Source organism: Nostocoides jenkinsii Ben 74, from assembly GCF_001046875.1.
GTDB classification, from domain to species: Bacteria; Actinomycetota; Actinomycetes; order Actinomycetales; family Dermatophilaceae; genus Nostocoides_A; species Nostocoides_A jenkinsii.
Map to the genome: position 1 here is coordinate 2,514,182 of NZ_HF571038.1, position 13,467 is coordinate 2,527,648.

At 66.7% G+C, this 13,467-nt stretch carries 13 protein-coding genes; 5 read left to right on the forward strand and 8 right to left on the reverse strand.

The features are described from left to right. The first annotated feature begins 67 nt into the window (after window positions 1-67). A complete protein-coding gene (locus tag BN13_RS11980) occupies window positions 68-1,117 on the forward strand; it encodes an IS30 family transposase (protein ID WP_235433932.1) in 1,050 nt (349 codons plus the stop codon). A gap of 409 nt (window positions 1,118-1,526) precedes the next feature. Here the strand turns inward: BN13_RS11980 and BN13_RS11985 are convergent, their stop codons facing one another. Together BN13_RS11985 and BN13_RS11990 are read right to left on the reverse strand one after the other, a co-directional pair. After that, the gene (locus BN13_RS11985) at window positions 1,527-2,414 is read right to left on the reverse strand and encodes an Nmad3 family putative nucleotide modification protein (protein ID WP_048547143.1); all 888 of its coding nucleotides are present in this window, start codon (window positions 2,412-2,414) and stop codon (window positions 1,527-1,529) included. After that, window positions 2,411-3,064, reverse strand: coding sequence for an Nmad2 family putative nucleotide modification protein (locus BN13_RS11990; protein WP_157038568.1), 654 nt, complete (start codon window positions 3,062-3,064; stop codon window positions 2,411-2,413). The genes BN13_RS11985 and BN13_RS11990 overlap by 4 nt, the downstream gene beginning before the upstream one ends. Before the next feature lie 548 nt (window positions 3,065-3,612). Here BN13_RS11990 and mobF point away from each other — a divergent pair. Beyond that, window positions 3,613-6,231 (forward strand): MobF family relaxase, encoded by a 2,619-nt coding sequence (mobF, locus tag BN13_RS11995; protein WP_048547147.1) that lies wholly within the window; start codon window positions 3,613-3,615, stop codon window positions 6,229-6,231. On the opposite strand, the gene BN13_RS12000 is transcribed toward mobF, so the two are convergent. Beyond that, window positions 6,156-6,839, reverse strand: coding sequence for a helix-turn-helix domain-containing protein (locus BN13_RS12000; protein ID WP_162199954.1), 684 nt, complete (start codon window positions 6,837-6,839; stop codon window positions 6,156-6,158). The genes mobF and BN13_RS12000 overlap by 76 nt on opposite strands. 99 nt (window positions 6,840-6,938) lie before the next feature. Here BN13_RS12000 and BN13_RS12005 point away from each other — a divergent pair, with 99 nt between their 5' ends. Both BN13_RS12005 and BN13_RS12010 read left to right on the forward strand, forming a co-directional pair. After that, complete coding sequence (locus BN13_RS12005; protein ID WP_201329089.1) at window positions 6,939-7,160, forward strand: helix-turn-helix domain-containing protein; 222 nt, start codon at window positions 6,939-6,941, stop codon at window positions 7,158-7,160. 62 nt (window positions 7,161-7,222) lie between these two features. Next, window positions 7,223-8,395: a tyrosine-type recombinase/integrase gene (locus BN13_RS12010; protein ID WP_048547151.1), complete on the forward strand. Its 1,173-nt coding sequence runs from the start codon at window positions 7,223-7,225 to the stop codon at window positions 8,393-8,395. 7 nt (window positions 8,396-8,402) lie between these two features. Here BN13_RS12010 and BN13_RS12015 read toward each other — a convergent pair whose 3' ends face one another. The 3 genes from BN13_RS12015 to BN13_RS12025 form a co-directional block, all read right to left on the reverse strand. Then, window positions 8,403-9,125, reverse strand: coding sequence for a GIY-YIG nuclease family protein (locus BN13_RS12015; protein WP_157038569.1), 723 nt, complete (start codon window positions 9,123-9,125; stop codon window positions 8,403-8,405). Between the two features lie 80 nt (window positions 9,126-9,205). Then, window positions 9,206-9,970: a hypothetical protein gene (locus tag BN13_RS12020; protein WP_157038570.1), complete on the reverse strand. Its 765-nt coding sequence runs from the start codon at window positions 9,968-9,970 to the stop codon at window positions 9,206-9,208. 84 nt (window positions 9,971-10,054) lie between these two features. After that, on the reverse strand, window positions 10,055-10,996 hold the full coding sequence (locus BN13_RS12025) for a 1,4-dihydroxy-2-naphthoyl-CoA synthase (protein WP_048547159.1): 942 nt from the start codon (window positions 10,994-10,996) through the stop codon (window positions 10,055-10,057). 91 nt (window positions 10,997-11,087) lie between these two features. Here BN13_RS12025 and BN13_RS12030 point away from each other — a divergent pair, with 91 nt between their 5' ends. Continuing rightward, the gene (locus tag BN13_RS12030) at window positions 11,088-11,423 is read left to right on the forward strand and encodes a hypothetical protein (RefSeq protein WP_048547163.1); all 336 of its coding nucleotides are present in this window, start codon (window positions 11,088-11,090) and stop codon (window positions 11,421-11,423) included. 15 nt (window positions 11,424-11,438) lie between these two features. On the opposite strand, the gene BN13_RS20810 is transcribed toward BN13_RS12030, so the two are convergent. Then, entirely contained in the window at window positions 11,439-12,422 is a 984-nt protein-coding gene (locus tag BN13_RS20810) for a GNAT family N-acetyltransferase (RefSeq protein WP_321162908.1), read from the reverse strand. A gap of 38 nt (window positions 12,423-12,460) precedes the next feature. Further along, window positions 12,461-13,467: MFS transporter (locus BN13_RS12040; RefSeq protein ID WP_157038724.1), on the reverse strand; the 1,007-nt coding region annotated here is incomplete at its 5' end.

Consider the following 13,467-nt stretch of genomic DNA (forward strand, 5'->3'; position numbering starts at 1 on the left):
GGCAGGGTCATAGCGTCCAAGCAACAGCCTCCACTGGATCGGGGCTGAAGGCTGGGAGGCTGGACCGGTGGCAGGCACGAGACGGCAGTTGACGATCAAGGACCGGGCGGAGATTTCGGCTGGGTTGAAGGCGGGCTGGAGCCCGGCGCGGATCGCGCGTGACCTGGGCCGGGATCGGTCAGTGATCACCCGGGAGATTGCCCGGAACTCCACCAAGACGTGTGGGTATCGGGTGGTCAGCGCCGACGTGCGGGCCCAACGGCGCCGCGCCCGTCCGCAGCCGCGCAAGGTGGCCGCCGATCCGCTGCTGGGTCAGCGGGTGTTGGCCGATCTGCGGCAGTCTCGCACGCCCCGTCAGATCGCCGGCCGGTTGAAGTTGGAGGCCGAGGACGCCACCGTGGAGGTCATGAAGGGTTCCCTACCGGCCGGTGGCCTGCTGGCTTCGCACGAGGCGATCTACCAGTTCATTTACGCCATGCCCCGCGCCGAGCTGGTCCGCCACGGGGTCTTCCTGCGCTCCAAGCGCACCCAGCGAAAGCCCCGCTCATCGAGCAGGCGCGGGGCCCCGATCGTGGGGATGCGTCCCATCACCGCCCGGGAGAACGAACACCCCGGCAGCGCCGAGCGGAGGGTACCCGGGCACTGGGAAGGCGACCTGATCATCGGCAAGAACGGCGCCAGCGCTGCAGCCACCATGGTCGAGCGGATGTCCCGGTACACCGTGATCGTGGCCCTGCATCACGGCAAGTCCAGCGACGACCTGGCCGAGGTCCTGATCGAGCACGTCAACGCCCTACCCGAAATGATGCGCGCCTCGCTGACTTGGGATCAAGGCAGCGAGATGGCCCGCCACGCCGCGCTGACCGTCGCCACCGACCTGCCGGTGTACTTCGCCGATCCACACAGCCCCTGGCAGCGTCCCAGCAACGAGAACACCAACGGCCTGATCCGTGAGTACATCCCCAAGGGCGAGAACATCCCCGCCCATCAGCCCTACCTGAACTCCATCGCCGAAGAACTCAACGAACGCCCCCGAGCCGTCCTGGGCTACCTCACCCCCCGCGAATCCTTCGAACGACTCCTCCTCGGCCAACCCCACGTTGCTACGACGCCTTGACACCGCCCAGTCCTGGCAGTACCGGATATCGCTAACGCTGCCGAGTTTCCGTGCCGTGGACGCTCCCACTTGATCTTGGCGAAAGAACTTGTCGCACCGAAGGCAGTTCAGGGTCGCCGGCGGCCGCATTGCACGTTCGAGGCCGGTTGTCCGTGCCCGTGCGACGCCGAAGTACGTCAGGACGTTGTACCAGGCGTACCGCTGGCAGACAGGATCCTCCTCTCGCCAGGCGGCGATGACATCTTCGGAGGTGACCGCAACGATGGCTTCGGAGATGTGCCACGGGTACAGCCAGGCGTATTGCTCGATGAGGCGCGCCAGCACTTGGTCCTGCGGCTGGCTCCACCACGCGCGGATGTGTTGGTTCTCCGCATATGAAGCCGGCGCGGTCCACAGATACGAGGTGTCGTCAGGTGCCGTCACGCCCAACCTCCACATCGAAGTCTCCAGCCACTTGCGCGGCGTCCAGCAAGCCACGAAGCCAACCGAACGCTTCTGGGTACCAGGCGGTGTCGAGAACGAACTCCTGGCCACGCGCAGCGCTCTGGAGTTCGACGCGATCGCCGTCAACGTGCCAGCGGTCAGGGTCGCCGTGGTAGCCGAGCGGCGGCCGTGAGTCGCTCGGTGCGAACCACGATGGCAACTCCCAAGTCGAGCGGTTACTGCCCTTCTTCGTGAGCCGTAGGCGGTCGTCGTAGAGGTCGAAGACGCCTGCTCCGGGAAGGTCGAGGTCGATCCCGTCGAGGGCGAGGTTCTCTCGCGCGACGTAGACGGTGTTGCCCCGTCCGCGTGGGCTTGCGATGTGTGGGTGGTAACTCATCCAGGAGGGATGTTCGACACTTCCGACCGGAACGACAGTGCCGATCTGCATCCATCCCCAGATCACGTGCAAGTCGGGTGCGCCGGGCACGTAGCGAAGCCGCCCGCCGGACGATGTCGCACGTCGGAACCAGCCGAAGAACAGGAACAGGTCGCCAGGGCCGACTTCTTCGCGGGCCAGGACAGACTGCGCAGCGTCGACCTGACCGAAGAGTGGCCGCCACCCCGGTTCGCGTGGGTAGGCGGACTCGATCAGGTCGGGGTCGAGGTGTGCGAAGTGGTCGGCACGCGTCCGGCCGTTGGTCAGTTCGACCGCGACCCTACCGAGGTTCTGGCCTGCGACGGTGAGGTCTTCGTAGCGGATCGGTGACTGCTTGTCCGGAATCGGCATCGGGATCAACGAGCCGTCGTCAAGGATGGGGTTGGCGACCTTGCCTGCGCCTGAATCGAACGCCTTGCGGCTCAGGATCAGCTTCACGTCTCGCGCCAACTCTGGTCGCCAGCCTTCCACTGCGCCGGCGCACCCAATACGCCGCCGGGGAGGTCTGCGAACCATCGGGCGACGGTGTCGATCTGGTCGGCGCTGAAGTTGGAGCGATGGCCACGGCCGACGGCGAGGAACTGGAGTTCCTCGGGTAGCGCGGGTCCGCTTCGGCCCCAGTAGGTGAAGCGCTCGCAGACCAGGACGTGGTTGCCGCTGAGGTCCGTGCGCTTCAACTCGGCGTCCTCTGACCCGTCACGGTTGGAGTGGAACGACGGCAACTGGCGGTAGCCGCCCGCTACGGGTTCGTAGATGTTGTCGCCGGCGCGATAGACGATCTGCGGTGAGTCGATGATCGGGCGTCGCGACCTGTACGTCGGGTCGGCCCAGTACTCCTCGAACGAGATAACCCCGGCGACCTGCGTCGCGTAGACGACCCGTTCGCTCCGGCTGGACAGCCCGACGATGATGTCGCCGACATTGGCGGTCTTGCGGATCAGCGGCTTGCAGCAGGCCAGCGTCAGGAGGCCGTGGAACGGGTTCGGCGAGAAGCCCGTGTCGTGAACCACGACGTAGGAGAAGACTCGGTTCGTCTGGACTGGATCACCAACATTCCACACCGGCTCCCGCCTCGGCACGAACGACATGGGAACACCGTCAGGGCCGGATGCTCCCAAGTTCGGTGCTTCGCGGTTCAGGGTGGCGACAACCGGCTCGTCATCCCACCGGGGTCCGCATGACGCTGACGTCGCCGGGGTGATGTTGCGCGACGAGGCAGGCGACGCGACTATCCGGGTCGATGTCCCTCGGGTCCACGAGTGACCACAGCTCTCATAGGTGATCTGTCTGCGACCGTCGCCGAGCGCGACCCCGCGCAACTCCTCATCTTCGCCGCAACTGGGGCAGTCGATCATCGGTCACCTCCCTCGGCCTGCTCACCGTGACAACGATATCGAGATGCGCCGACAGAACTCTGGGAAGCCTCGAATCACTGGTCGTTGCTGGCTGTTCAACTTTCTGTTCTGACATGCCTCGAAGTCGCTGTTGAAGCCTTCAGATCAGTCGGCACGCATGCTACGAAGGTTCGTAGACGGTCCGCCCCTCTTGGGCGGGCCGAGCGTCATTTTCAGGGTGGTTGTTGGACGTTGCTGATGGTTGCTGAGGCCGCGTCCGGCACCGGTTTCGAGGTGATCGGATGCATGGCGGGGTGAAGTTCTATCGCGGCGCGGCGAAGGCGGCGCGCGCCTATGTCGAGTCCGATCACTCGCGTGCTGACGACTACTACCTCGCCGAGGGGAGCGGGTTGGCGCAGCGGCTGGTCGCGACGCCCGAGAGTGTTGGCCGGTTGGAGGACCTCGACGGGGATGGCTACGAGTCATGGGTCGCTGGGATCGACGTGGACACCGGGGTCAAGAAGGGTCGGGTCCGTGAGGACGCGAACGCGTTGCGGTTCGTGGAGGTCACCGTCAACGGGCCGAAGACGTGGTCACTCGCAGCGGCCTTGCACCCGGATGTGTCGGATGCGTTGGACGCGGCCCAAGACCGGGCGGCGACGCAGATCGTCGGGTGGGTGGCACAGCACGCGACGACGCGGGTGGGGCCGCGTGGTCGTCAGGTGCAGGTGCCGGTCGAGCAGATCGAGGCGGCGGTGATTCGGCACTACACGTCGCGGGCGGGTGATCCGCACCGGCATCTTCATCTTCAGATCAATGCCCGCGTGTGGGCGGAGGGGAAGTGGCGGGGTCTGCACTCGGTGGGGGTGCGGGACATGATCGAGGCGATCAACGGCATCGGCCATGCTGCGGTGGCCACCGACCCGGAGTTCCGGGCCGCGCTCGCCACTCACGGCCTTACTGTGGACGCTGCCTCGGGTGAGGTGGAGCAGCTTTCCCCGTATGCCGGTGCGTTCAGCGCGAGGACGAGTCAGATCCACCGGAACATCGACCGGTACGAGGCCGAGTGGCGGCGCGAGCATCCCGGTGAGGAGCCCGGGCCGAAGCTGCGGGAGGTGTGGGATCGGCGGGCGTGGGCCGACGCCCGCCCGGACAAGGTCGCTCCCGCCAGCGGTGCTGAGTTGGTGGCGCGGTGGAACGCCGAGCTGCGGGACCTCGGCTACCGCGATGCGGCTGAGCCCGTCGTGTTGGAGTCGACGCAGGTGGCGTGGATCAACCGCGATGGCACGGCGGATTGGGCGCTCGCTCAACTGTCGGCGAAGCGGTCTGCATGGAACGTGGCCGACATCCGTGGCGCGGTCGAGGTCCTGATTGCGGAGGCCAACGTGGTCGCTGAGCGGGCGGCGCGGATCGAACTGGCCGAGGACATCACCGCCCGAGCGGTTGCTCGCTGCACGCCGCTTTTGAACTCCCCGGAGGATGTTCCCGAGCACGTCAGGGCCCTGTCCTCGCAGCAGGTGCTTGATGTGGAGGACGACATCCTGCGTCGTCTTGCTCGGCGCGCGGAGCGGCCTGCCAAGCGGATTCGTGCGACAAGCCGTGGTCTGGTGCGTATCGACCCGAGCCAGTCGGCAGTCGTGGGCACACTGGCAGGCAGCGGACAACTCGTAGTCGTTGAGGGCGCGGCAGGTGCAGGCAAGACGACAGCACTTCGGGCGACCCACGAGTTGCTCGCAACCTATGGGCATCGGCTCTTGGTCGTGACACCGACCTTGAAGGCTGCCGAGGTTGCTGCCGCCGAGACGGGTGCGGAGGGCCACTCCGCTGCGTGGCTGATCTACCAGCACGGCTGGCGGTGGGACGGCGAAGGGCACTGGACGTGCAAGCCCGACGCGCAACCTGCTGCCGCCGCGCAGTTGCGTCGTGGCGACCTACTGCTGGTCGACGAGGCAGGGATGCTCGACCAAGACACCGCCCACGCACTGCTGACCATCGCCGACGAATCCGGCGCACGCGTCGCTTTGGTGGGCGACCGGCACCAACTCCCCGCCGTAGGCCGTGGCGGGCTCCTGGACCACGCGGTCGCGTGGGCGCACCCGACCGCGGTCGTGACGTTGGAGAAGGTGCACAGGTTCACCGATCCCGACTACGCCTCGCTGAGTCTGAAGATGCGCAAGGGCGACAACCCCGACGCCGTCTTCGACGCGTTGCATCAGCGAGGACAGATCGTCGTCCACTCCAACGACCTCGAACGCGAGGCCGCCCTCTCAGAAGCCGGCGCAAGCGGTGATCTGGTCGTGGCCGACACGCGCGAACAGGTCGCCGGCCTGAACGCCGCCATCCGCGACCAGCGTCAGGGTGCAGCGGTCTCGGACGACGCGCTGGTCACCGCACGGGGCGAACAGATCGGACTCGGGGACCGCGTCGCCACTCGCCGCAACGATCCCGACCTCGGGGTGGCGAACCGTCAGACCTGGACCGTCACCCGCATCGACGACGACGGTGGCCTCGTCTTGCGCGGCAAGGGACACGACCGGGTGATCCCGGCCGAGTACGCGGCCAAGTTCCTTGAGCTCGCCTACGCCACCACCGTCCACGGCGCACAAGGCGAGACCGTAGACCGAGCACATCTCGCCATCGGCGAAACCACCGGAGCAGCCGCCGCCTACGTCGCCATGACGCGCGGCAGGCACGACAACACCGCCCATCTGGTCGCCGAGACCGTCGAGGACGCCCGCAAGCAGTGGGTCGCGGTGTTCGGCCGCGACCGCGCCGACCTCGGCCCCGCCCACGCCAAGCGGCAGGCCCTCGACGCCGTCGACCGCTACGGCAGCCAGAGGCGTCGTCAGCCTCCGGACGACCCGTACCGTCGCCAGATGCTAAGTGGCGATTCTCGGTCGTCCGGCGGGATCGGTTTCTGAGGCCGGGGTTTGCGTTTGCGGATCGGCTTCCACTCGACGCCGACTTCCTGGGTGATCCACGCGCTGAACCCAGCAGGATCACGCGGAGACGTGTCCTGAGAGACGGTGGCCGCGTCGACAACCGGCTGCCACGCCGCGCGGATCACGTCGGGGATGTTGAGGCGGTCCCACACCTGCATGAGCAGGATGCCGTCGACGGAGTCGAGCATCAGGTCCTCAAGGCCACGAACGATGACCCACTCGTAGTAGTTGATCCGTTCGGCCTCGACCGACAGGTCCCACACGCGGGTGCGCTTGGACTTCAACAAGACCCCGGCAACCTGAATCTTGCTGAAACAGTCGGGCATCGGCACCGACCACAACTTCTCAGGAACGACGTACCTGCCGATCTCGGGGTCCTCACGGTCCTCGAAAACAATGACCGGCTTGATCGCCAACTCGAACTCGATGACCTCCAGCAGACGTTCGACCACCTCCAGGGTGGGCGACTTCTTGCGTGACTCGTACTCCGAGATCGATGACTGTTGCGTCCTCGCCCACAGCGCGAGTTCCTGCTGCGAGGCACCCGCACGCCTCCGCGCTAGCTCGATCACCGTCTTCGCCTCCACCACAACAGATTATCGCTGAACATCGATAGGGAGTACGTGCGCACCTACTTGACGAGGTTGAGGACCGCTTGGCCTCATCGACCAGCAAGGAGCGCAACCATGACCACCGCACCGATGAACCACGACAACCACGAGCACGACGAGATGCTCTCCATCGAGGAAGCCGCCGCGCTCTTGCGTGTGCCGGTCGCCACCATGCGCTACTGGCGCTACTGCGGCGACGGACCCCACAGCTTCCGCCTCGGTCGGCACGTCCGCTACTGGCGCACCGACCTCATCCTCTGGCGTGCCGAGCAGGCCAACCGTTCGCGGCACGACTGAAGGGACTCGGGCCATGTCGGTGCCCGAGCGCATCATGGAGGTATCCCGGAAGGAATAGTGCGATGGGCTGGGTTTGGAAGCAAGGGCAAGCGTGGCGTGGCGCGTACCGCGATGAGGCTGGCAAGCAGCATACGAAGTCGCATCGGCGGCAGATCGACGCCAAGCGATGGGTCGCCACCGAGGAGGCCAAGGTCGTTCGCGGCGACTGGGTGAACCCCGCCGCCGGCAAGGCGACGTTCGCGGCGTTCTATGCCGACTGGTCAACCCGGCAGGTCTGGCTGTCCTCGACACGGGAGAACGCCGACATGGCCGTCGCCGGGGTGACCTTCGGAGGCATGCCGCTGCGGTCGATCCGTCGCTCGCATGTCGAGACATGGGTGAAGGAGATGACGTCCTACCTCGCGCCGACGACCATCGACACGCGGTTCACCATCGTTCGGAGCGTGTTCCGGGCGGCGGTCGCCGACCGGCTCATCCCGAGTGATCCGTCGGTCGGAGTCGTGCTGCCTCGCAAGCGCAAGAACGAAGCGGCGATGAGCATCCCGACGAACGCCGATGTCGCGCTGTTACTCAACGCGGCCGAGCCACCGAGGCGTCCGAAGTCGAGGCCGGGATTCACGGCCTTCGTCGCGCTGTGCGCGTTCGCGGGCCTGCGCCGTGGCGAGGCGCTGGGTGTGCAGGTGGGCGACATCGACTTCCTCGCTCGCACCCTGCGCGTCACGAGGCAGATTCAGCGCGCCAAGACCGCCGACATCAAGGCAGGCAAGAACCTCGTGGAAGCCGTCGCCGGGATCACAGTGCTCACCCGACCACCGAAGTACGAGTCCGAGCGGACGATCTACCTGCCCGACGAGTTGGTCGCGATCCTCGCTGAGCACATCCGGCAGCACACCCCCGACGGCGAGCCGTCACGTTGGTTGTTCAGCGAAGGCGGCAAGCCTTGGCACGACAATCTCGTCGACTACCGCTGGCGCTCCACCCGCACCGACGCCGGCCTGAACTTCAAGCTCCACGAACTACGGCACTACTTCGCCAGCGGCCTCATCGCGGCCGGGTGCGATGTCGTCACCGTCCAGCGCGCGATGGGCCACGCCTCCGCCACGACCACCCTTAGCACCTACACCCACCTGTGGCCCACCGCCGAGGACAAGACCCGAGCCGCCGCATCCGGAATGGCCGCTGCCGTCCTATCCGTGGATCGACCGGCGCAGCCCGGAGCTTCGTCCGGGCAATAGCGGCCCGCTACTGGAACCTGCGCGGCCGGAATGCGCGGACATCATCCGCGTTCAAGTCGAACCACTCCGCATCGGGCCGGACGCGCTTTGCGGCGAATCGCCGGTGCCAGTAGGACTCGATCCCAGCTGGGTCATCGGTCGTGATGACGTGAATCAACTCACCGGCTTCGGGCATGCCTGTGTTGAGCTGGAGAAGGCGGCGCTGCACATCTGTCGACAGCCCGATCTTGAATCGCTTCCCGGACTTGATGAGATAGACGTAGCCCCGCACCAACTCCGGCTCGGACGCCATCGCAGCGGGCAGCGGCTCTGCAGGTTCTGGAAGCATTCCAAGCACGTCAGCCCACTTGCCAGGGTCGGCCTGGCAGAACTGGCGGACCATCTCGACCATGCCCGCCTTGCCCCCTTGGCGCTGGAAGGTCTTGGCGTTGGGGAAGTCCGAATCTTCGGCGGATCGCATCTTGAGTTCGTTGATGATCGGCACCCTGCCGAGACGACGAATCTCGGTGGCCAGTGCCTGAGCCACAACAGCATCATCGAGCCGGGGATTCAGGACGTTGGGCGACAGTCCCGCTTCGGCAACTGCATCGCTCCAGCGCACCCAGTACTTTCCGGCCCAGTCGGACTCGCGAATCCCGGTCTCTCGCTCAAAGACGCGCTTCCCCGGCGCCCTACCAAGGTCAGCGCCAATCCGTCGCAACTCGCTGAGGATGTGGTCTCTGGTGGGCACACGACAACGCTAGTGGACAACGGCTTCCCGTGCGGCAGAAGCGCTCGCGAGCGGTCAGCCCCTGCCACCTATCCATGCCGCTATCGCTCGGGCGCGCGTTCCAGGAACAATGCCTCGCACACCATGGAGCGAGCGGCGTCGGAGACGCGCCGATTGCCGTGCGGCTCGCGCTCGCGGGGCCCGACGTTCCCCAGAACGGTCCACAGGCTGTTGTAGATCGGCCAGAGTTCCCGGGCAGTCGCTGCGACGCCATCGCGGTCCTTCCAGCCGGCATCGGCCATCGTGCGAGCCACGGCGTCCATGTCCACCCGGTCCCCCGAAGTCACCATGTGAACCAGGACCACCGCACCGACCGACCCGGTGAAGTCGTCATCAGCGGGCACGAGGCGCTCGACGAGGAACGTCCACAGGTCGACGGAATCGGCCAGCGCCGCCTTGCCTGCCTCGGTTAGCCGCAGCGAGTTCTTGAACTTCCCCAGCAGTCGGTAGTTCTGCAACGTGGCTCGGAAGTCGGTGACGATGTGGACGTCGATCTCGCGCGTAGCGGAGTGAATCCAGTCAGCCGCTGTCGGCAGCACCTCCATGAACTCGGTCAGTGTCGAGGGCTTCATCCAGCCTGCCGTCGTCAGCGGCAGACCCTCGGGGGCGGCCGCGCGCTGCAGGAGCCACAGGTGTGCCGCCAACGCCTCGCGGAGGGCCTCACCCGTCGGCGGTGGTCCTCCCGACGCACCGACCTCGGCGACCCGATCAGCCAAAGCCTGCTGCATCGGCGACCCCGCGAGCCCGGATAGGACGTGGCTGAGACGCGGGTGGAGATAGCGGCGTTCGTGCCTCACTTCTGCCACAACCTCACCTCGCTCACGATTCTTGCCACACTCCAGCCACATCTGACGACCTGAACCGCCTCTGACCTGCGCAAACATCCCAGATCAGTAGTACCAGGGGTAGGGCGACCAGTCTGGCTCGCGCTTCTCCAGGAACTGGTCTCGACCTTCTCGCGCCTCGTCCGTCATATAGGCAAGCCGGGTGGTCTCGCCCGCGAACAGCTGCTGCCCCACGAGGCCGTCGTCGATGAGGTTGAACGAATACTTCAGCATCCGCTGCGCCGTGGGGCTCTTGCCGTTGATGAGCCGCCCCCATTCCAGCCCGGTCGCCTCCAGTTCGGCGTGGGGGACAGCGCGATTGACCGTCCCCATGCGCACGCCGTCCTCGGCGGAATACTCCTGACCGAGGAAAAAGATCTCCCGGGCGATCTTCTGTCCCACTTGCCGGGCGAGGTATGCCGAGCCGAACCCTCCGTCGAACGATCCCACGTCCGCGTCGGTCTGCTTAAACCGCCCGTGTTCGAGGCTCGCCAGGGTCAGGTCCGAGACGACGTGCAGGGAGTGGCCCCCACCCGCCGCCCACCCGTTGACCAGCGAAATCACGACCTTGGGCATGAACCGGATCAGCCGCTGGCACTCCAGAATGTGCAGCCGCCCCAGCCGGGCCGCATCGATCGGGTTCGGCGCCGCGGAGCCGGTCGAGGTCGAGACGTGCTCGGTCTCGTACTGGTACCCCGCGCGGCCACGAATCCGCTGGTCCCCGCCGGTGCAGAACGCCCACTTGCCGTTCTTCTCGCTCGGGCCGTTGCCGGTGAGCAAGACGCAGCCAACATCGGCCGACGTCCGCGCGTGCTCCAACACCCGCAACAACTCATCGACCGTGTGCGGCCGAAAGGCATTGAGCACGTCCGGGCGGTCGAAGGCGATGCGGACGGTGCCGTGCTCCTTGGCCCGGTGATAGGTCAGGTCGCTCAGATCCTCAAATCCGGGTATGCCGTCCCATCGGTCCGCATCGAAAATCTGGCTCACTCCCGGGATGGCACTCATGGTCGCCAGGCTAGTCGGGGGCGCACCGCGACTCTTGACAGGCATAGCTGCGGCATAGGCTCACCACAGGCGCGGCCACAAGACTGAGGCCATGGCATCGGTTGACTTCCCCGACGGCGCTGGCGTCCTTCCCGCGCATTTGTATGTTCGTGACGAGGTCCAGGACGCACCGGGACCGCCTGCGACGCGGCGGGAGCGCCTCGCCCGGCACCGGGTCACCGTCGCCGTCCGCGAGACCATCGCCGAGGCCCGGGCGACGACCAGCCACGGCAGGGCCATCAAGCCGTTCTGGCGCCGACCCGCGACCTGGGTTGCGGCAGCAACGATCGGGGCGGTGGGCTTCGGGGCGGGCGCGCTGGCTACCGGCGGTGAGCACCACGAACTGGGCCACCACATGTCGATGATGATGGACGGAAACGGTCGCTGATCGCGCCCACGCCGCTCATAGCGCGAGCTTGAACCCCAGGTGGCTGGGGACGAACCCGAGCCGCGCATAGAACCGGTGTGCGTCCGTGCGCGTGTTGTCCGAGGTGAGCTGGATCAGAGCGCAGCCGTATGCCGCGGCCTCCCCAATCGCCCAGCTCACCAACGCTTCGCCCACGCCTCGACCCCGGGCTTCGCGCGCCACCCGGACGGCCTCGATCTGGGCCCGGATCGCACCGCCCCGCGAGAGGCTCGTCAGGTAGGTGATCTGCAGGGTCGCGACGATCTCGTCCTCGATCTCGGCGACGACGAGCCGGTCGTGCCAGTTCTTGTCGATCCGCCGAAAAGCGTCGAGGTAGGCGTCGTCGAGGACATCGTGCTCCCGCTCGGCCCCCAGCGGATCGTCGGCGAGCATCGCGACGATCGCTTGGACGTCCCCGATGCGGGCGCGGCGCACGAGGATCGGCGCCACTCGTGCCTCACCTAGGCTCCCGATCGGTATGCCGGGCCAGGCGTACCCGAAACTGCTGCCTCGGTGGAGGGCAGTCGGGCATACCCATCGACCCATGACCTGCTCGGTGGTCAGCGGATGGGTGCCGGGATGTAGCGGGCACGCTGGCCAGGTCGGATCTTGTTGCGTCGCAGCAAGATTGACTTGGACCAGTTCCTGGATGGAATAGGCAATGTGCTGGGTGGCGACCGTTAGCGGCGTGTCGCTGACGACGCGCATGATCGCGCGGTCCCACCCCGGCACCACACCGTTGTGCCGCGCCCACTCCGGCTCAATCCCGTCCAGGGCGAACACACCGCGCAACTCGAGGCGCGGCGGGGACGTCGTGCGTTCCTCGGTCCTTCCCTCCGGCTCGTGGGTGACCTTGGCACCCCGGGGATACCGGGTCACAGCGGGGTATGCCGTGAACCCCAGTCGAATGGGCGTCGTGCGTTCGATGTCCGCCAGAACGAGCGCGGCGGCCTGGGCGAGAACGTCGGGCGTCTCGATCATCTCCCCATCCTGCCCGCGCGGAGGGCGTGCCGTCAGCGCTAGGCGACGGCCATCCGGGAGGTCGCCTCGGCCTTGTCGACCGGTTCGGACGCCGAGGAAGACAGGCCGTCGAGCAGCTCATGTCCGGCCTCCTCCGAGGCAGGCGCGTGGTTGCTGGTGCGCAGCGGCACGGACTTGATCAGGGCGGTTGTGACAAAGACGACGGCCAGGATCGGCAACCCCAGCACGAAGACCTCGTGCAACCGCTCGGCCAAGCCTTGGCGCACCGCCTCGGCGACCGCGGGCGGCAACTTCGCCATCACGGACGGGTCGAGCACCGAACCTGCGCCGATTTCCTGCCCGGAGGCGGCCATCTTCTCGGCCGCACCGGCCGGCAGGTGGCTGGCAATGGCGGCGTGCAGGCCCGAGGTCATGACCGTGCCGAAAATCGCGATGCCGACGGTTGAGCCGACATTGCGGAAGAACTGGGTCGAGGCAGTGGCGATGCCGAGATCTGCTCGAGCCGAGACGTTTTGGACGAGCAGGGTGAACTGCTGCATACACAGACCCAGGCCAACGCCCAGGACCACCATCGCCAGGGTGAGTTCGGTGGAGGTGGCCTGATCGGTCAGGCGGGTGAGCAGCCATACGCCCGTCGCCATGAGCCCGACGCCGGTGAGCATGATCGCCTTGTAGTGGCCGGTGCGGGTGATGATGAGCCCGGCGAGGACCCCGCAGACGACGAGGCCGATCATCAGCGGCAACAGGATCAGGCCCGAGTTCGTCGCATTGACGCCGACGACTCCCTGGGCAAAGACGGGGATGTAGATGATCGAGCCGAACATCACCATTGCCACTCCGAAGGCCGAGATGTTGGACATCGTGAAGACGGAGTTTGTGAAGAGGCGCAGCGGCAGGATCGGCTCCACGGCCCGGGATTCCGCCCAGACGAAGGCGGCGAGCAGGGCCGCGCCCGCGGCATACAGACCGAGGATGACGCCCGAGTCCCACGCATAGGTCGTCCCGCCCCAGCTCGTGGCGAGGAGGACCGCCACGAGGCCGGGGG